This window comes from Streptomyces sp. NPDC033229 (genome assembly GCF_055576875.1).
The window spans coordinates 14,910-32,372 of the sequence record NZ_JBVIQR010000051.1; the positions used below are offsets into that span (position 1 = coordinate 14,910).

Genomic DNA, 17,463 nt, shown 5'->3' on the forward strand with positions numbered 1-17,463 from the left:
GCAACGAGGGCACGGTCGTGCACGGCGGCCAGCACATGACCATCAACGGCGAGGAAGTGGAACTGCGGGAGGGTCGGTAAGGGCGAGACCGAAGCCGACCCGCAGGACCCGCAGGAGATCGCCCGCCGGGACCTCAAGCTGATCTTCGGGATCACCATCTGATCGCGTTCCTGACGCGGCTGGCCTGACGGCTGCCTGATCGCCCGGCCCCGAGGGGCCGGGCGTGACGGGGAGCCGGACGGACCGGCTCGGAAGGGGGCATCATGAACTGCCCGGATTGCGGCGCGAGCGTCATCCAGGGGCCGAACGGCCAGATGAACTGTTCTCAGTGCCCGTGGCAGAGCGGGTACGCGCAGCAGCAGTAGAACCACCGGATGGGGTGATCGCATGACCGACGGTTCGACGTACTACACCACGGACTCCTGTTCGGGGTGCGGGAACATCGTCCACGGGATTCACGGGCGGTGGGCATGCGCCGCGTGCGGCGAGTGCAGCCCGTACGCCGAGCCGCCGGAGGGGTGGGCGACAGAGATCACCCCGGAGGAGCGGGCCACGAACACCGTGGCGTACGACGGCCTGAACTGATGGCCGCCTGATCGCCCGGCCCTCGGGGCCGGGCGTGACGGGGAGCCGGGGCAGCCCGGCCCCACAACTCAAAAGTGAGGGCGGCCCCGTCCAGTGGTGGAACACCGGGCGGGGCCTGGAGTCCCTCTCCTGACTAGACCAGGAGGAGATCCCTATGCGAGATCGTACCCATGCCCCTACGGGCGCCAATCCGGTGGCGCGGTACGTGCGGGAGGCCCGGCGGTCCGCCGGGGGCGGACCGATCGACGGGACGGGGTTCTGCCGATGATCCGCATCATGAGCACCCGTCGGGTGCGCGAGCTGCACGCCGCCCTGGCGGTGGCCGAGACGACGGCCGAGACGGCCGTGGCGGCCACGGTTGCGGCGGAGGCCGCGGCCGACACCTACGAGGCGGAGGCCGAGGACTGGCACGGCCGGTACGAGCTGGAGCGCAAGTGCCTGTCCGCCGCGATGGCGCGGGCGGAGGATGCTGAGCGGCAGGTGGACACGCTGCGGGTGGCTCTCGACCGCGCTACCGGCGGCGCCGCCGCACGGTGGGTCTACCTGCTGCTGCGGGGTGTGCGGCCGGTGAGCCTGCACCTGACCCGCCAGGACGCGCACGACGCCGCCGGCGCGGACGGCGCGGCCGGCGCGGACGGCGCGGCCGGCGCGGACGGCGGGGAGTGGCGATTCGGCTCGACCGACGTCGACCCGGCCCCTGGGTGGACCGTCTGGCCCCTGATCCTGCCCGGCCGCGGTAGTGAGGAAGAGGGGTCGCCGTAGGCTCCGTGCGGCGCTGCGGCCGCGAACGCCGAAGCCCGGCGGACGGGTGTCTCGCCGGGCTTCGGTTCGGGCGGGTCAGTAGAGCTGGATGCGGGTGAGGACGATGTGTGGCGGGTCGGCGTCGGCGACGATGACGTACTCGGCGATGCCGAGTGAGCCGTCGGCGCCGAGCGGTATGCGCCGCTGCTGCGGCCACCGGGCTGATGCGGTGCTGACCGGCACCTGGCCGGAGGTCTCGTTGATCACGACGGTGGCGGCCACGATCGCGCTGAACACCGGGCCGGGCAGGCCGGGGTCCATGAGGAGTTCGGTGACTTCCTCCGACAGCACGCAGGGCAGGCCCTCGGGCTCCTGGTCGTACGGCTCACTCAACGGGCAGGCCCGCCGCGCGGCGGCGCTCGATCAGGTCGGCGACTGTGGTCGTGGGCAGTGTTCCGTCCAGCGCGGCCGCGGTGATCCGGTCGCCTGCCGGGTCGGTGTCGAGCATCGCTTCGCACCACCAGCGGCGCAGGACGCCCTCTGCCTCTTCGGGGGCGGCGGCCAGCAGCTCGCGGTAGAACTCCATGCGGCGGCCGCCGTCCAGCGCGGCCGCGATGCCCTCGGCGTTGCGGGGCACCCGCTCCGGCTCGTGCGGGTGGATCGGCTGTGCGGTCATCGCGCGGGCCCCTTTCTGTCTGCTCCGAGTGTGCCCGTTCGCGGCGGCCGCCGTCGACCGGCTGCACGGGAAGCACCCGGTGCGCGCTCGGACCTTCGAGGGCCCCGGCGGTCATGAGACGGCGGCCGCTCCGGGGATGGTCAGGGCGTGGATCTGCCGGGCCAGGCGCGGGGCGGGGACGCACAGCGGCGGGTCCTCGCGCGGGGGGCTGAGCCAGTCGGCCGCAGGGGAGCCGTGCTCGGTGCGCGGCAGGATCAGGTGGTGGCCGCGGGTGAGGACGCGAACGCCGGGCAGGCCGGCGCATGCGTCGCCGGTGCCGGCCTGCACCATCACGTACAGCTCATCACGGAGGTAGTCGGCGAGGACCGGGTAGCCGCGCTGGCGGGGCAGGCGCATCCGGCTGAGTGCCGTCAGTCCCAGGATCATCGGCCGGATGGCCACCGCGTCCCAGTGCACGCCGCATGCCGCCCACCGGGTGTGGTCCCGTGCGGTGATCCACCGCCGGCGCCTGGACGCATCCGGCTCCGCCAGCGAGACCCAGCCACTCCGGGAAGGGGTCTTCGGCACGGTCCGGGGCCTATTCGTCGAGACAGTCAGCGAGGAACCGGGCCTCGCGCGCCAGCTCGGCCATGTGCACGGTGGCCGCCGCCCGTCCCTGCCGGTCGGGCAGGGCGGTGGCAGCGGCGCGGCCCCGGCTGATCAGGGCCTGCCACTGCTCCCGGGCCGTTGTGCCAGGGGCGATCTGGTCGGCGTGGGCCTGGGCGTGCGGGAGCATCTGCTCCAGGTGCTCCCGCAGCGCCGCAGTCAGCTCGGTGACCTCTTGGGGCCCGGGTACGGACCGGCGGCCCCCGACGGCGCGACAGGCCGTCGCGCGGATGGTCACCAGATCGAGGGGAGGCAGCTCACCCACCATCATCGGCATGAGCTGCAAAGACGGTTGTGAGGGCGAAGCGGCGGAGCGCCTCGGCGCGGCCGGACCGATTCCTCTCCGTACGCAGGTCACAGCGGTTCTTCCTCTCGTCGCGGACGGGCTGGGGCCGGAGGCCCTGGCCCCGCCGCCCAGTGCACCGCGACGCCGACGAGGGCACGAGGTCATATCGCAGGACACATCGCGTGGCATCACGTCCGGGAGTACCGTCAGGGCCCTCCACACACCGGCCGCCGGGGGAACTCATGCCGTCCCACCACCCGGGCAACGCGCTGTTCGTCGCCGCCCGCCTACAGCGCGGCTGGCACGCGCAAGCCGACGTCGCCGCCGCGTACGAACGCTACGCCGCCGCGCTGGGCGAACCGGCGACCATCACCGTTCGGCAGGTGCGCCGGTGGGAGTCACCCACCCCGGGCTGGCCCAACAAGGTCGCGCGCCGAATCCTGCAAACGATGTTCGGCATGCCGCTCGAAGACCTCGGGTTCGTCCCTCTCCGGCCTGCCCAGCAGCACCTGACTGCCACGGCGCCCCCAACGGCCGGTCCGGACCGCGGTCCCCGGGAGGATCCGGGATGCCGCCGTACGCTCTTCGGCGGTGCCCTGGCCGGCGCCCCACCGCTCCTCGACGCCTCCGCGCTCGATCACCTGGCCGCCGCCGTCACCAGCGCCCGCCGCTACGCCGACCACCACCTCATCGACCACCTACGCGCCGCGTTGGACGAGGTCGCTCGCACCGACGGCCGGACCGGCCCCCGCCATGCTCTCCCCGTCGCGCTGGGCATCCTCGGCGCCATCGATGAGATCGCCCGCGACGCCTCCCCCGCCATCCGCCGTGACCTCCTAGCCGTCGGCGCCCGCGCGGCGGAACTCACTGCCTGGCTCCACCGGGACGCCGGCGCCCCGCAGCGCACCACCACGTTCTTCCATGACCGGGCCATCGAGTGGGCCACCCTCAGCGGCGACGGCCCCATGCACGCCTACGTTCTGCTGCGCAAAGCCCAGGCGACCGAGCGGGACGACGCGGCCCGCATGCGCGACCTCGCCCACGCCGCCGTCCACGGCCCTTGGACCCTGCCCCCACGCGCCCGCGCCGAAGCGCTCCAGCAGGAAGCCCGCGCCATGGCGCTGACCGGCACCGCGCCCGATCTGGTCACCCGCACCCTCGACCAGGCCCACGATGCTCTCAACGAAGCCGCCCCCGCCGAACCGGCCACCTGCACCGGCCCGCTGTGCGCCGGCTACGACCGTGACCGGCTCATGGCCCAAAGTGCGATCTGTCACCGCGAAGCCGGCCAGCCCGAGCGCGCCGTCACCCTCTTGCGACAGCACCTGTCGGGCGCATTCGCCCCACGGGACCGCGCCTTTTTCACCGCCCACCTCGCCGGAGCCCTTGCCGCCGCCGGCGAACCCGACGCCGCCGCCACCACCGGCCTGTCCGCACTCCAACTCGCCGCCGCACCACACTTCGGCCAGGCCCTCGGCGAACTCCGCCGCACCGTCGCCGTGCTCCGCCCTCACGCCCGCCGCGCTGCCGTACGGGAACTGCGACAGGCACTGACGGCCCTGCCCGTCTAACCGGCGAGGAACCCGATGACGCGCTCGATGACCTCGGCCTGCCACGCCTGCGACTGCGGGTGCAGGTACTGCGGGTCCTCGTGCACGGCGAACCCGTGCTGGGCGCCGTCGAGTTCCATCAGCTCGGCCGGGCCGCCGAACAGCGGCAGGTAGCGGCGGGAGGACTCCACCGGTACGAACGTGTCCCGGGTGCCGTGCACCAACAACGTGGGGGCACCGACCGCGGGCAGGATGGCCTCCGGGTCGAGGAAGTGCACCTCGTTGAGCAGGGCCCTGCCCAGCTCGAACGGGCTCCGCTCGGTGAACCCCTGCACCTCCAGCGCCGTCGCGGCCTCCGCCGAGAGGTAGCCCCGGTCATCGGCGTACGGCCGGCTGGTGATGTACCGCTCGCGGTAGTCCAACCGCGGGTTCAGCAGCACCAGGCGCCCGACGTCCTGCGGCCGGTGCGCCGCATGGAGCGCTGCAGCGCCGCCAGAGAAGGACGCCGCGATGACGTGCACCGGCCGGTCGAGTTCGCTGGCCGCACGGAGGTGATCACCCGCGGCGCGGATGTCGTTGGCGACACCGGCCATGGTGATCTCCTCCGGCCGGCCACCGCTCGCCCCGTGGGCGCGGAGGTCGAAGCGCAGGCACCGGCACCCGGCACCGGCCAGACCCGCGGCAAGCCGGGCAAAAAACCCGCCTTCCTCACGGGTCACACCAGCACCGTGAACCAGGACCGCCAACCCACGGGCGGCCCCCTCCGGGACGGTCACCGTGCCTACCAGCACGGTGCCGTCGAGAGATGGGAACGTCGTCTCCAGCTCAGCCATGAGCCCGGAGCGTAGCGACCCCAGCACAACAACCCAGAGCAGTCGGCGGAATCCTCCGGCAGGGGCCTGTTCAGCATGGGGGGTGCCGATGCCGCAGCAGCAATCCGCCGCACAGCAGCGCGCCCTGGTCTGGCTCCGCCGAGCCGAACGCCACGGCCTCGACGAGCAGAACGCCGGCACCTACTTCAACGCCGTCCAGGACTCGGGTGACGTCGAACTCCAGCGGCTCGCCGCCTTCGCGAGCGCTCTCGCCGCCGCCGAGCTCCGCACCGCCGCCCGCCGACACTCATGGGGCAGCCGAGAGGTCGGCTACCTCCGCCTCCTGCAGGACCACGCGCAGTACGCCCCGGAGACCGCGTGGGAGAAGAAGGAACTGGGCTCGGACACCACAGGAGAGAACGCGTGACGCGCACCGTCGACCCCCGCTTCCGCCCCAGGGGGCGGCGCCACCCCAAGATCTACGCCTTCATCCTCGAGTGTGGTGGCTCCACCAAGACCACTAGCGCCACCTCCATGGCGACCGAGGCAGCCCTGCGGGGGTACCCGGGCACCATCTTCGACTTCGACGCCAACCGGTCCACGACCACGATCCTCGGCTACGACGAAGAGGCCATGAAGGGACGGAAGACCGTCCTCGACCTCATCCACGGAACCGCGACCCTGGACGAGGTCGCCTTGCCGGCCCGCTACCGCATTGGCGACGGCTACGACGATGACGCCTTCGCCTACATCCCCGGCCTGCGCGTCGTACCCAGCTGCAAGGAGATGTCCACCGCAGACACCGCCATCGCCGAGGACGCGGACCGGCAGGACTGGTTCGCCGAGATCCTGCTCGGCTACGACGGTGACGAGGACGATGTCTTCTGGCTCGACTTCCCGGCCAGCTACGGGAAGATGGTCTACTCCGTGATCCGGATGCTCGACGAGGACGACTCCGTCATCCCGTCGGTCCGTGCCGATCCGAAGGACGTCAAGCTGCTGGTCCCGCTGTTCGAGGAGCTCGACCGCGTTCGGGAGAAGAACCGCCTCCGCAGGTCGGTCCCCGGCCGCCCGACGGTCAACCACCTGATCCTCACTGGCACCCCGACCGCCAGCTACACCGAAGCCTCGGCCAGGAAGGCCACGGCACTCGCCGAATCCTTGTATGGCGACATCCTCACGCCGTACGTCCGGTACTCGGCCGACGCCAAGAAGCTGTACGACGACTGCTGCCCCCTGCCTATTCTCCTGCCCAACTCGGTGCCGGCCGTCGACTACCGGAAGCTGATGACCAGCATCGGATTCCCCGACCGCACCTGACCGCTGTTTCCAATGGAAACGACGCGAGGGCCCGACCACCTCTGGGTGGCCGGGCCCTTTCGCTGTCCTGGTCAACGCCCCGCGGCGATGCCCTTCCACCCGTTCCCGAGCCCGCGGCGCCGGGGCCGCGACGGTCCGACAGCGGGCGCAGGGCGGGCGTTCAACGCACGGTCACCTGCACGGCCGCCGTCGGCGGGAGGCCGGCGGTGACCTGTCCGGAGGCGAGGACGCGGGCGTACGTCCCCGGCCCGTAGGCGGCCAGGGCCACCGCGAGTGCGGCCGCGGCCGTCTCGGCCGGCCCTGCGCCCCACCGGGGTTCGTCTTCGATGTCGGGCGGCTGGCTGCGCGCTGGACGCGCTTGACGCGGAGGCCGGCGCGGAAGCGGCCGGTGCGCAGGTCGTCGACGAAGGCCGCCACGGTCTGGCGGAAGCGGCGGCGCTGCTCGGGGGTGAGGCGGTCCAGGTCGGCGGTGAAGCGGGGAAGGGCCTCGTAGGTGGGCACGGTGAACTCCTCCAGGAAGCACGAAGCCCCCGGCCGGTGGCCGGGGGCGAGGGTGGCTGTTCGTGTTGAAGGGCTTCGGTGACGTGGTGTGCTCAGCGGTGTCGAGTGCTCGGGACAGTCGTGCGCTGATTGGTGCTCGATGAGGGTGGAGTGGGTTGGAGTGGAACTACGGAGAGGGCGGGGCGCAGCATTCGCACGGCGCCGTCATTCGCCGTAGTGGTCTCGCATGGCTTCCGTCCACTGCTCGGGTCGGGTCGCCTGGCAGCTGGGGCATCGGCGGCCGGTGACGCGCTCGGCGACGGGGAAGTCGGACTGTGCGGAGCGCACCTGGAGCAGGTCCAGGAGCAGCGGTTCGTGGCATGTCGGCGACGTGCGAATCGTGGCTCTGGATCACGGATGCTGTTGGTGATCTTCGGGTCTTGGTCTGAATTCGTCGTAGGGTCTAGGCAGTTCGCGCGGTGTCTGCTGTGGTGGTACAGGGGGCCGGGTGGGCGTCGGAGGTGTGATCGCGATGTCCATGGGAGAGGGTCCGGGGCGGGTGATCCCGTCGTTGACAGTGCGGATGGCGAGGGCGAGCAATCCGCGCGGTACGGCGGCGATGTGGGTGCGGGACCGGCTGGACGTGCTGTTCACCGACGCCGATTTCGCCGGCTGGTACCCGGTGGATGGGCGGCGGGGGCTTTCGCCGGCCCAGCTGGCGATGGTCTCGGTGCTGCAGTATGCCGAGAACCTGACCGACCGGCAGGCTGCCGAGGCCGTCCGCTGCCGTCTGGACTGGAAGTACTGTCTCGGGCTCGATCTGGACGATCCGGGGTTCGACTACTCGGTGCTGAGCGAGTTCCGGGACCGGATGGCCGAAGGTGACCGGGCGGACCGTCTGCTGGCCGTGATGGTCGATCACCTCGTGGCCGCTGGGCTGGTGAAGCGGCGGGGCCGGGTGCGGACGGACTCCACATACGTGCTGGCCGCCGTTCGCCGACTCAACCGTGCGGAACTGGTGGACCCCTACCGGACGGCCGCGCGACCGCGCGAGCAGCGCGTCCCGGCCTCCGGCCTGCCACTTTGCCCACCAGTTGTCCACGGCTTTCAGCGACACCCCGAACACCGACGCGACGTCCTCACGCTCACGCCCCGCCACCAACGCGGCTACCGCCCGCAGCCGCAGAACCTCCTGCGCTGCCGGTCACAGATTCCGGGCGTCCCCCACCAGATCACTCACGCCCAGCTCAACGACCAAGAATCACAAGCGTTTCTGATCAATAGCGGACATCTCCACACTACGAGGGGAGGCACAAGTGGGGTCAGGGTTGACGCGGTGCCGACCTCGATCTTTGAGGCCTCGACCAGACGACTTCGCCCATGGACTTCACCTGATCGGCGGCCGAGTTGACGAAGCTCACCGGACCAAACTTGGCTATTCTGTCAGTATGAGAATTTTTACTGTTGCTGCGCTCACATGTCTGCTACTGATCCCGGCCGCAGGTGCGTCGGCGGAGGTTAGCGACGCCTTCCCGGAATGCCCAAGCGGTTCCGTCTGCTTCTGGGATCAGGAGGGTTTCGAGGGGAATAGGAAAGATTACAGTCCATGGAGCTGGCCTTCTTGCGGCGCAACGCCGCTTCCAGCGCGTTCGATTATTAACGAAACTGACAAGGAATGGACTTTTTATGAAGATCCCAACTGCAACGTCGGCCATCAAGGCCGGGCCGTGACTCTACGTGCGCATGCTTCAATTAGCAGTATTCCGTTCGCCGTCAATTCGTGGTTCTAAATGATGTCTCGCGGAGCGATCCGAGCCCGAGGCCAACGGAGTTGGCCCTGGGCCACGGAGTGGCCCGGATGCCCGGGACGAAGTCCGGGATACCGCACGGAGTGCGGTGCTGTCTTTCCGTCGCGCCAATGACCCCCGTGGCGGGCGGGAGCGCCAGGCAGCACGCCGAAGCGGGGGCACCCGGAATGGCTCCGGGCGCCCCCGCTTCGGCTGTTGGGCTGCGGGTCGTCGAAGGAGTCGACGAGCAGCGCGCGCACTTCGCGAGGGCCTGCATGTGGGCGAAGGCTGAGTGCAGGCCAGCGACCCCCGGCCCCGGCGCGGCCCCGGCGCGGCCCCGTCGTCCCCGACGCCGAGCGCGCCGCACGTCTGCTCGCCGCCGTCACCCGGGCCGCGGCCGCGCTGGCCGAGCACGTCCCGGCGGGGACGGCGGGCCGCCCGGAGGAGGCCGTGCTGGACCTGGAGAGCACCGATGCGCTGGCCGCCCGGGTGGAGGTGCGGCGGGCCCAGCTCGCGGCATGGGCCGAGGGCGTCGAGCACCGGGTACAGCTCGCCGGGCTCGCCGGGGCCGGGCTGACCTGCGACCGCCAGCTGGCCGCCGCGGGGTGGCATCCGGCGCTCCTGGCCGCCGTCGACCGGGCTGCTGGGACCGGCCGGGCCCGCCCTGCCCCCGCCTCACAGGGCAGTTGGCGGCGTACGGGCCCGCTCGCAGGCTCGCGGACGCAATGGCTTGCTTAGCCGCTAGCGGAAAAGCAAGCCATTGCGCGTGCTTAGCCGGTGATGCTCTGGAGGTAGGAGAGGGTCTCTTCGACGGCCGCGCGGGTCTCGTCGTCGTCGGTCGTGCGGCCCAGCTCCTCCAGGAGACCCGCGACCGCTTCCAGCACGACGACCGGCACCCGGACGCTCTGCGCCGCCGCGAGGGCGGCCCGCGCCCGTTCCGCCGGGGAGGTGGCCGTCGTCTCGTCGGCGGGGATCAGGGTGTGCACGCCACGGCCCAGGCCGCGGTCTCGGTCACGCGTCGGTGTAGTCACCGGCACAGTCTCCCGGTGGCAGCCGCCCGGTGCCGCATCAGAGCCGGTCACCGGCTGACGATGACGCCCACGGCCGTCACCACGACCGTCACCCCGACCAGGGCGAGCGTCAGCGGGGCCACCACCGCTGGCCACCGGTGCGCGAGGTAGGCGAGGGCGCCGGCCACCAGGAGGACGACGAGGACCAGGAGCCGTCTGGCGAAGGCGCCGTCAGCTGCAGGAGTGAGGCCCAGGGTGGGGCGGTGCGAAGCAACAGAGTCCCCTGACGGGCCGGGCCGGGATGCGCCGTCTGGGTGGACTCGCCTCACGACGGCTCCCATCGCGGCACTCGACGGTAGCGCGCAGCGATGATGGGCGGTGCAAAGATATGACTGATGAGAGATCATCTTGAATGCACCATCGTTGAACTCATCCTGGCCCGGTACCTTCGCCGCTGCTGCCTTGCGTAAATGTGAGGCGCGCGGGTTATCAGGAGCCCTGGCGTACTGGCTGCTTTTCTCGGTGGGTGCGACGAGCCAGGCGCCGCCGTCCCGTCCTCGACCGCAGGAAGTGGGCTACCCGCGAGGAACTACGGATCGCCATCGTGACCTGGATCGAGCGGACCTACCACCGCCGTCGCCGGCAAGCCGCACTCGGCCGACTGACCCCCGTCGAATTCGAGACCGTCATGACCACACCGGCCCTCCAGGCCGCGTGACTCAACCTGTCACCCGAACCTGCATCAGACCCAACTACCAGGGACGCCCATCACCGAGACCGACGAAGACGGCGACACATGGGTCGTCGGCAGATCCCCCTCGGCTATGGACAGAGGGCCGTGTCGTGCTTCCCGCGCCGGTGTCGTGCTTCCCGCGCCGGTGTCGTGCTTCCCGCGCCGGTGTCGTGCTTCCCGCGCCGGTGCTACAGCAGGTGTAGCACCGGCGCGGGATGGCTACCCCCTCTATACGACGAACCAACTCTCTCGCAATACGGGGAGCGTGCCTCAGCCATGTGAGGTAGGGATGTCGCGGACGAGAAGTAAGAGGGCAATCAAATGTCGACCCATGTCCTTGCCAGCCTGGGAACAGGCAGGTCAAACTACAGCCCCGCCATCACCAAGAACGCACAGACGATCACCACAAGCCTCAGCATCGTTTTCGCGCTTGGTAGCCCGACAGCCATTCCCCCTCTCGTGCTCCTGATGTCCGCCCATGCGGAGATAACTGTCACGATGAGCTGCACGGGATCTGTCGCCCTCGTTCGGGGGGAGGGAACTCTCACCTGGTCGGACGGCACCACCAGCGAATTCAGCATCACCTCTTTGACCGAGGAACGGGTGGAGGGCCACGGCGTCGGTGGCGCCACAGGAACTGTCACCAGCGGGTACTTCCAGGGAGCGGTCGTCCATCTTCTGGGTGTTCGGCTCGCAGGGAACGCCACCGCGTGCTTGACCGGGGGAGGCGTATCCTCCTCCTCCGGCGCGGACGTGGTCGTCCTGACGGTGCCCTAAGAACGTCCGCCAGTAGGTCATGGACACGGCACGGCGAAATTGGGTCATGACGACAGGAACTGGATGAGAGGGTGTCGTCATTTCTGATGCGATGTGGGGCTTCCCCCTCCTATCATCGCATCAGAAATGACGACACCGCCGGGCACGAGGATCCCCGCTAGGAGAACATCGGCATGACCACCGTTGCTGCTTACGCAGCGCCCGCTCCGAAGGCCCCGCTGGAGCGGACGACCATCGAGCGGCGCGCGGTCGGCGAGTTCGACGTGCTGATCGACATCAAGTTCGCCGGTATCTGCCGCTCCGACATCCACCAGGCAGCGGACGGCTGGCGCCCTGGTATCTTCCCGATGGTCCCCGGCCATGAGATTGCGGGCGTCGTCGCAGAGGTCGGCACGGGTGTGACGCGGTTCGCCGTCGGCGACCGGGTGGGCGTCGGCTGCATGGTCGACACCTGCCGTGAATGCGACAACTGCAAGGCGGGTCTGGAGCAGTACTGCCTGAACGGCGGCCCGACCTGGACCTATAACGACATCGGCAAGGACGGGCAGCCCACCTACGGCGGCTACGCGCAGAAGATCGTCGTGGACGAGAACTACGTCGTCCGCATCCCCAACGGTCTGTCCCTGGACGTGGCCGCCCCGCTGCTCTGCGCCGGCATCACCACGTACTCGCCGCTCAGGCACTGGAACGCCGGTCCGGGCAAGAAGGTCGCTGTCGTCGGCCTCGGTGGCCTCGGCCACATGGGCGTGAAGATCGCGGCGGCGCTCGGCGCCGAGGTCACCGTCCTCTCCCAGACCCTCCGCAAGAAGGACGACAGCCTGAAGCTGGGCGCCGACCACTACTATGCCACCAGCAACCCGCAGGCCTTTGAGGAGCTTGCGGGCACCTTCGACCTGATCCTCAACACCGTCTCGGCCCCGCTGGACTTCGCCGCCTACCTGCCCCTGCTGCGCACCGACGGCAGCATGGTCAATGTGGGCCGGCCGGAGGAGCCGGTGCAGATCGTCCTCCAGTCGCTGTTCGGCAACCGGTGCAGCATGAGTAGCTCCGGCATCGGCGGCATCGCCGAGACCCAGGAGATGCTGGACTTCTGCGCCGAGCACGGGCTGGGCGCAGAAATCGAGGTGATCAGCGCTGCAAAGATCAACGAGGCGTACGAGCGGGTGCTGTCGAGCGACGTCCGCTACCGCTTCGTGATCGACACCGCGACCATCTGACCTTGTGCGGTCGGCTCCAGAGCGCGGTGACGACGTTTGCCGTCGTTCCGTTTCCCCGAGTCGGCGTTGTTGGCTCAAGGAACTCATCGAATACAACGGACATCACGTGTCTCCGACCGAACTTGAGTCTGTCCTCTCCTCCCGTTCGGCCGTCGCCGACCTCAGTCGCCGGTGGCATCCCCAAACCCACCCATAGCGAAGTTCCCACGGCATTCGTTGTCCTGGACAGGAACGTCCCGCTGGGTGAGTTGATGGACCGTGTGAGCCAATAAGCGTCCCCGCATCGAAGGGTCAGAGGCACTCAGGCTGTGAGCTCCATGCTCCGTGACTCAGTGGGCAAGATCCTGCGACGCGACCTGATCGCAAGAGCCCGATCGACCAGCTTTTGAACCTCGCATCGCCTAAGTATCTGCAGTCTCCTCCAAGTTAAGTGGGAAAACGTGTCAGGTTTCGCGCATGCCGTTCAATATCTCCTCGGCCCCGAGCAGTTCGCCGATCCGTATCCGCGTCTTGAAGCACTCCGGCAGAAGTACGGCCCGGTGTGCCGGGTGGTGCTGCCGGACGGAATGCCCGTGTGGCTCGTGCTCGGCTATGAGGAGGCGCGGCAGGTTTTCTCCGATGCCCGGATGGGCCGATCGATTCAGGACGCCGCTCCGGAGTTACACCAGTACCTAGGATTCCTGAACAATCCGTTCGAAATCACTGACAACATCTTTCGGAGCAGCCCACCGGAACTCACTCGGTTACGCCGACTGACCGCGCAGGCCTTCACACCTCAGGTGCCTGAAAGGATGCGGCCCGGGATAGAGCAAGCAGTCGACGAGCTGCTGGATGCCGTCGCTTCGGCCGGGAAAGCGGATCTCATGCAGGCGCTCGCCCTGCCAATGCCGCAGCGGGTGAGCTGCATGCTGTTTGGACTGCCCGATGAGGACGGACCCCTCATTCAGCATCACATCAACGTCCTCATCGGGGTCAGCGTCGCATCCAGTCCGGAAGAGGTGCGCGCCTCCGTCGCATGGTTCGACGGTCACATTCGGCAGCTGGTCGCCGCTCGTCAGAAGACGCCGGGCAACGACCTGGTCTCACAACTCATTGCCGCCCGGGAAGGACAGGATGGTTTCACGGGTGCGGAGGTGCGCGCGATGGTTTTCGTGATGACCACAGCCTTCGACATGATAAGCCAGATGATCGCCAACGGTGTGCTCGAGCTGCTCCGCCATCCGGCCGTCCTCGAAGAGTTGTACGCCGATGCCGCGCTCATCCCAGCGGCCCTCGACGAGCTGCTGCGTTACGCCCCTCCCCTCGTGATGTCCCCGAACCGCTTCCCCACCCAAGACATCCATCTCGGCGGACAGCACATTCACCGCGGCGACCACGTGATGGTCTGCATCGCGGCCGCCAACCGGGACCCCCTGCGATTTCCCGATCCCAACACCCTGAGCATCCTTCGGCCGGACGCAGCAGCTCACCTGTCCTCCGGCCATTCCTTCCACTACTGCCTGGGCTCCCGGCTGGCCCGCCTGGTAGGACAGATCACGATTAGCGCGCTGCTCCGTAGGTTCGACCAACTCGCCTTGGTCACCTCTGAGGAAAACCTCACCTGGCGACAGAGTTTCCTCATGCACGGTCCGCAGTATCTGCCGGTCACCTTCACGGCACGCTAGTCTTCTGAACTTCTGAGTCCGAATCCTATGGGCGAGCGACGGATGGCGTTGGCGCCTTTGCGCGGTGCGACACCGCTGCACGAGTTGCTTGGGCTGGAGTTGGTGGAGGTCGGAGATCGTCACGTGGTGATGTCGATGCCAGTTCAGGCAGTCTGCATAATGGGGCGATTGCCTTGTTGATTGACATAGCTAGCCGAAGGAGGCTTCGGCAAGTCCATCGCCAAGGGGCGTTTCAACTTGATGATTTCCGCGCCCCGTTCTTCCAGCCGCTCGATCATCTGGGCCTGCTCGGCCACCAGGCGCACGAGATCGTCGTACGACGAGCGGCGCTTCGACAGAATCCACGGATGGTCCAACGAACCCATCACGACCAGGTCACACGACCTGCTGTGCAGTCATCACGACCCATATACCGGATATTGATCAATTACTCAAAACTTGGGAGGAGTTATGCAGCATCCACCAGACAAAGAGAGTTTGACGGTACCAGAAAAACGCGACTCTGAGCGTGATGTGATCCCAGCTTCAGGAGCCACTAATCTCCCACGCTGGTCCAAGGATGATCCAGGTCAATCGAGCTCTAGACTTGCACCGGATCCGGATTCCCGGTCCATCGCTGACCGGGTGTGCGAGATATACCGGTCACTGCGTGACTTCCCGGACATGTGTCCCTCCCCTGAGACGGATGCCGTTTTCGGTCGTCTTGTGGCTCTGGCCATACAGCCGGTTTCCGATGCAGTCGCGCGCCGGACTCTTTCGGACCCGCGAATCAGGCAGATAACACCTCATCTAAGAGAGCTTTGTTCCAACGGGGAGGCTGAGCTCGAACGACTTTGGGCGAAGCGAGTCACCGTCAGCTCATCGCCGCGCGAGGCGTTGCACCAGTTTCCATACTATAGGAATTATGAGCAGCTGACACGGTTTGAATTCAACGCCCTTGCTGCCTTGCCTGTCCGCGCACCGGTCCGTGCGCTGTTCGTCGGCTCCGGGCCTTTCCCGCTTACTTCTTTGCTATTCGTCAGTCACTACCAGCTCGACCATGCCGATGGCATTGATGTCGACCCCTGTGCGGTGGCTCAAGCCCAGCGGCTCGCCGATGTCCTCAACATAGACCGTGCCAGCTTCATCTGCGGTGACGTACTGGCATGCGGCGACCTGAGCAGCTATGACCTGGTATGCCTCGCCGCCCTTGTTGGTGTACGACTGCGCGAAAAGCGCCAGATTCTGAAGCGCTTGTACGAGCACATGGCTCCCGGCTCTCTGCTTCTCGCCCGCAGCGCACATGGTCTTCGCTCATTGCTCTACCCGCCACTTCCCGTTTCCAGCCTGAGCGGATTCCGTCCTCTCGCTGCCTTCCGCCCCTACACAGAGGTGATCAATTCAGTAATTATTGCCGAAAAACCCGGCTACTAGCTAGTAGGACCTGGTCAGGTTCATTCTGCAGTGGCGTGTCCTGATGATCGGCTGATCCGTTGATCGACTGTGACGCCTGAGGAGCTGGCTGAGGTCCGGTCTGATCTGGAGGATTTCGCGGAGGATGTGTTCGAGCCGTTCGCGCGTGCGGACCAGCGCCGGCCCGGACCATCCCGACACCCTGGCCACGCGCCACAACCTCGCCTACTGGCGGGGGGAAGCCGGAGACACCACTGGTGCTGCCACAGCGCTCAAAGAGCTGCTGGACCACAACACGCGCCTACTCGGACCAGACCATCCGGGCGTCCTGACCACTCGGCATGAGATCGCACGGTGGATGAGGAGTGGCGGGGATCCCGTCGGCGCCGCCGCTGCGTTTGAGGATTTGCTGGCCGATGAGCTGCGGGTGCTGGGCCCGGAACCACCCGCGCACGCTGATTGCTCGAAGCAATCTTGCCCATTGTCTTGGGGAGGCGGGGGACGCGACCGGCGCCGTCACCGCGTATACCGAGCTGCTGGAGCCGCACGTCCTTCACGCCGCGGTTGCGGATCTCGGTCAGCACGGTCTGCCAGTACTTGGCGCCCTCGCCGCCCTGGCCGGTCCACAGTCCGAGGATTTCCCCGTAGCCGTCCGCGGTGACCGCGATCGCGACGTAGACGGGCCGGTTGGCGACCTGACCGTCCCTGATCCGCACGTGGATCGCGTCGATGAAGACCACCGGATACACCGAATCGAGCGGACGAGTACGCCATTCCGCCATCGATTCCAGTGCCTTGTCCGTGATCGTGGAGACCGTTTCCTTCGACGTGACCATCCCGTAGACCTCGGCAAGATGGGCGACGATCTCCCCGGACGTGAGCCCCTTCCCGGTCAGAGAAAGGCCCATTTCGTCGAGGGCTCCGGTCCGGCGGGCGTATTTCGGCAGCAGTCCGGGGCGGAACGTCCCGAGCCGGTCACGCGGCACGTTCACCACCACCGGACCGACCTCGGTCATCACCTTCTTCGCCCGGTAGCCGTTGCGCATATTGCCGCCCGAACGCGATCCCCGGCCGCCGGCCCGCACCGATTCATCAGCCAGGTGCAGGTCCATCTCCGCCTCGAGCGCGGCCTGCATCAGATGCTGAGCGAGCTCGGGAAGAATGCCGCCCTCGTCCATCAGCCGAAGACCGCCGGCAGCGGTCCTCTCCGCCGCGAGAGCAGCCAGTTCTTCCAGCAGCTCGACCGAGAGACCGTTCTCGGATACCGGCATCGCCTTCACACCAGCACCCTCAGCAGTCCCACCGTCGCTGGCAAGCGACACACCGCCAGCCATCCCGATCGTGTGACCCGTCGTCGTACCCATCAGAGGACTCCTTCGAGAAGGAACCCACCTAGCCGGGTCTGTCCAGTAGACTGAAGCGGGCGATCCCGGACGCGATGCAGTTGTTGGACGAGACCCGCAAAGGTGCCCGTTATGACATCGTCGCTCACCCCTGGATCCCCGACATTCTCAAGAAGCAGACGTCCCGGGGCGCGGACCAGGTCTGGGAGGCCCGCCCGAAGTGGACCCGCGCGGACCTGCCGCCAGGCCGGCATGAGGTGACGGCGCTCGACATCAACGGTGCCTACCTGTCCGCCCTCAAGACCCACCTTCCGCTTGGCCAGCTGGAGCACTCCGCCGGCCTCGCCCACGACCGCCGCCGCGCCGGGGTCCACCTGATCACCCCGCCCGTGTGGGAGCACGAGGCGGTCCTGCCGAACCCGATCGGCAACCGTGACGAGCCCGG

The 17,463-nt window shown here is 68.1% G+C and carries 21 protein-coding genes and 5 pseudogenes; 15 read left to right on the plus strand and 11 right to left on the minus strand.

Going from position 1 to position 17,463, the window contains the following annotated elements; genetic code table 11:
* Positions 1-387 precede the first annotated feature (387 nt).
* Positions 388-585: a hypothetical protein gene (locus tag ACZ53N_RS31135; RefSeq protein WP_469144162.1), complete on the plus strand. Its 198-nt coding sequence runs from the start codon at positions 388-390 to the stop codon at positions 583-585.
* A 276-nt stretch (positions 586-861) separates the two neighbouring features.
* Complete coding sequence (locus ACZ53N_RS31140) at positions 862-1,347, plus strand: hypothetical protein (RefSeq protein WP_469144163.1); 486 nt, start codon at positions 862-864, stop codon at positions 1,345-1,347.
* Positions 1,348-1,422: 75 nt separating this feature from the next.
* Here the strand turns inward: ACZ53N_RS31140 and ACZ53N_RS31145 are convergent, their stop codons facing one another.
* From ACZ53N_RS31145 to ACZ53N_RS31160, 4 genes are all read right to left on the minus strand, one after another.
* Positions 1,423-1,719 carry a hypothetical protein gene (locus tag ACZ53N_RS31145; RefSeq protein WP_469144164.1) on the minus strand — a complete coding sequence of 99 codons (297 nt, stop codon included), beginning with the start codon at positions 1,717-1,719 and terminating at the stop codon, positions 1,423-1,425.
* Positions 1,712-2,002 carry a hypothetical protein gene (locus tag ACZ53N_RS31150; protein WP_469144165.1) on the minus strand — a complete coding sequence of 97 codons (291 nt, stop codon included), beginning with the start codon at positions 2,000-2,002 and terminating at the stop codon, positions 1,712-1,714. Before ACZ53N_RS31150 ends, ACZ53N_RS31145 begins: the two co-directional genes overlap by 8 nt.
* 111 nt (positions 2,003-2,113) lie before the next feature.
* A complete protein-coding gene (locus ACZ53N_RS31155) occupies positions 2,114-2,569 on the minus strand; it encodes a hypothetical protein (RefSeq protein ID WP_469144166.1) in 456 nt (151 codons plus the stop codon).
* 10 nt (positions 2,570-2,579) lie between these two features.
* Positions 2,580-2,924 carry a DUF6415 family natural product biosynthesis protein gene (locus ACZ53N_RS31160; protein WP_469144167.1) on the minus strand — a complete coding sequence of 115 codons (345 nt, stop codon included), beginning with the start codon at positions 2,922-2,924 and terminating at the stop codon, positions 2,580-2,582.
* 251 nt (positions 2,925-3,175) lie between these two features.
* Between ACZ53N_RS31160 and ACZ53N_RS31165 the strand changes: the two genes are divergently transcribed.
* Positions 3,176-4,504, plus strand: a complete 1,329-nt coding sequence (locus tag ACZ53N_RS31165; RefSeq protein ID WP_469144168.1) for an XRE family transcriptional regulator — start codon at positions 3,176-3,178, stop codon at positions 4,502-4,504.
* On the opposite strand, the gene ACZ53N_RS31170 is transcribed toward ACZ53N_RS31165, so the two are convergent.
* Complete coding sequence (locus tag ACZ53N_RS31170) at positions 4,501-5,316, minus strand: alpha/beta hydrolase (protein ID WP_469144169.1); 816 nt, start codon at positions 5,314-5,316, stop codon at positions 4,501-4,503. The two genes, ACZ53N_RS31165 and ACZ53N_RS31170, sit on opposite strands and share 4 nt — an antisense overlap.
* Before the next feature lie 88 nt (positions 5,317-5,404).
* Between ACZ53N_RS31170 and ACZ53N_RS31175 the strand changes: the two genes are divergently transcribed.
* Together ACZ53N_RS31175 and ACZ53N_RS31180 are read left to right on the plus strand one after the other, a co-directional pair.
* Entirely contained in the window at positions 5,405-5,722 is a 318-nt protein-coding gene (locus ACZ53N_RS31175) for a hypothetical protein (protein WP_469144170.1), read from the plus strand.
* The gene (locus ACZ53N_RS31180) at positions 5,719-6,615 is read left to right on the plus strand and encodes a ParA family protein (RefSeq protein ID WP_469144171.1); all 897 of its coding nucleotides are present in this window, start codon (positions 5,719-5,721) and stop codon (positions 6,613-6,615) included. The genes ACZ53N_RS31175 and ACZ53N_RS31180 overlap by 4 nt, the downstream gene beginning before the upstream one ends.
* Positions 6,616-6,786: 171 nt before the next feature.
* On the opposite strand, the gene ACZ53N_RS31185 is transcribed toward ACZ53N_RS31180, so the two are convergent.
* Complete coding sequence (locus tag ACZ53N_RS31185) at positions 6,787-7,116, minus strand: hypothetical protein (RefSeq protein ID WP_469144172.1); 330 nt, start codon at positions 7,114-7,116, stop codon at positions 6,787-6,789.
* A 598-nt stretch (positions 7,117-7,714) separates the two neighbouring features.
* Between ACZ53N_RS31185 and ACZ53N_RS31190 the strand changes: the two are divergent.
* Positions 7,715-7,954 (plus strand): annotated as a pseudogene (locus tag ACZ53N_RS31190) (transposase); the annotation flags it as partial.
* 234 nt (positions 7,955-8,188) lie between these two features.
* On the opposite strand, the pseudogene ACZ53N_RS31195 reads toward ACZ53N_RS31190, so the two are convergent.
* Positions 8,189-8,254 (minus strand): annotated as a pseudogene (locus ACZ53N_RS31195) (hypothetical protein); the annotation flags it as partial.
* Between the two features lie 289 nt (positions 8,255-8,543).
* On the opposite strand from ACZ53N_RS31195, the gene ACZ53N_RS31200 reads away from it, so the two are divergent.
* Together ACZ53N_RS31200 and ACZ53N_RS31205 are read left to right on the plus strand one after the other, a co-directional pair.
* Positions 8,544-8,885 (plus strand): peptidase inhibitor family I36 protein, encoded by a 342-nt coding sequence (locus tag ACZ53N_RS31200; protein WP_469144173.1) that lies wholly within the window; start codon positions 8,544-8,546, stop codon positions 8,883-8,885.
* 447 nt (positions 8,886-9,332) lie between these two features.
* The gene (locus tag ACZ53N_RS31205) at positions 9,333-9,620 is read left to right on the plus strand and encodes a hypothetical protein (RefSeq protein WP_469144174.1); all 288 of its coding nucleotides are present in this window, start codon (positions 9,333-9,335) and stop codon (positions 9,618-9,620) included.
* 32 nt (positions 9,621-9,652) lie between these two features.
* On the opposite strand, the gene ACZ53N_RS31210 is transcribed toward ACZ53N_RS31205, so the two are convergent.
* Complete coding sequence (locus ACZ53N_RS31210; RefSeq protein WP_469144175.1) at positions 9,653-9,913, minus strand: hypothetical protein; 261 nt, start codon at positions 9,911-9,913, stop codon at positions 9,653-9,655.
* Positions 9,914-9,960: 47 nt separating this feature from the next.
* Entirely contained in the window at positions 9,961-10,221 is a 261-nt protein-coding gene (locus ACZ53N_RS31215; RefSeq protein WP_469144176.1) for a hypothetical protein, read from the minus strand.
* Positions 10,222-10,436: 215 nt separating this feature from the next.
* Here ACZ53N_RS31215 and ACZ53N_RS31220 point away from each other — a divergent pair.
* The 4 genes and pseudogenes from ACZ53N_RS31220 to ACZ53N_RS31235 form a co-directional block, all read left to right on the plus strand.
* Positions 10,437-10,610, plus strand: a pseudogene (locus ACZ53N_RS31220) (IS3 family transposase); the annotation flags it as partial.
* A gap of 336 nt (positions 10,611-10,946) precedes the next feature.
* Positions 10,947-11,402: a hypothetical protein gene (locus tag ACZ53N_RS31225; protein WP_469144177.1), complete on the plus strand. Its 456-nt coding sequence runs from the start codon at positions 10,947-10,949 to the stop codon at positions 11,400-11,402.
* A gap of 173 nt (positions 11,403-11,575) precedes the next feature.
* The gene (locus ACZ53N_RS31230; RefSeq protein ID WP_469144178.1) at positions 11,576-12,619 is read left to right on the plus strand and encodes an NAD(P)-dependent alcohol dehydrogenase; all 1,044 of its coding nucleotides are present in this window, start codon (positions 11,576-11,578) and stop codon (positions 12,617-12,619) included.
* Positions 12,620-13,059: 440 nt separating this feature from the next.
* Positions 13,060-14,283, plus strand: a complete 1,224-nt coding sequence (locus tag ACZ53N_RS31235; protein ID WP_469144179.1) for a cytochrome P450 family protein — start codon at positions 13,060-13,062, stop codon at positions 14,281-14,283.
* A 143-nt stretch (positions 14,284-14,426) separates the two neighbouring features.
* Here the strand turns inward: ACZ53N_RS31235 and ACZ53N_RS31240 are convergent, their stop codons facing one another.
* Entirely contained in the window at positions 14,427-14,648 is a 222-nt protein-coding gene (locus ACZ53N_RS31240) for a hypothetical protein (RefSeq protein ID WP_469144180.1), read from the minus strand.
* Positions 14,649-14,733: 85 nt separating this feature from the next.
* Here ACZ53N_RS31240 and ACZ53N_RS31245 point away from each other — a divergent pair, with 85 nt between their 5' ends.
* Positions 14,734-15,696 (plus strand): nicotianamine synthase family protein, encoded by a 963-nt coding sequence (locus ACZ53N_RS31245; protein ID WP_469144181.1) that lies wholly within the window; start codon positions 14,734-14,736, stop codon positions 15,694-15,696.
* A 124-nt stretch (positions 15,697-15,820) separates the two neighbouring features.
* Positions 15,821-16,336, plus strand: a complete 516-nt coding sequence (locus ACZ53N_RS31250; RefSeq protein WP_469144182.1) for a tetratricopeptide repeat protein — start codon at positions 15,821-15,823, stop codon at positions 16,334-16,336.
* On the opposite strand, the pseudogene ACZ53N_RS31255 reads toward ACZ53N_RS31250, so the two are convergent.
* Positions 16,224-16,946 (minus strand): annotated as a pseudogene (locus tag ACZ53N_RS31255) (IS256 family transposase); the annotation flags it as partial. The gene ACZ53N_RS31250 and the pseudogene ACZ53N_RS31255 sit on opposite strands and share 113 nt — an antisense overlap.
* Before the next feature lie 143 nt (positions 16,947-17,089).
* On the opposite strand from ACZ53N_RS31255, the pseudogene ACZ53N_RS31260 reads away from it, so the two are divergent.
* Positions 17,090-17,463: pseudogene (locus tag ACZ53N_RS31260) on the plus strand (transcriptional regulator); the annotation flags it as partial.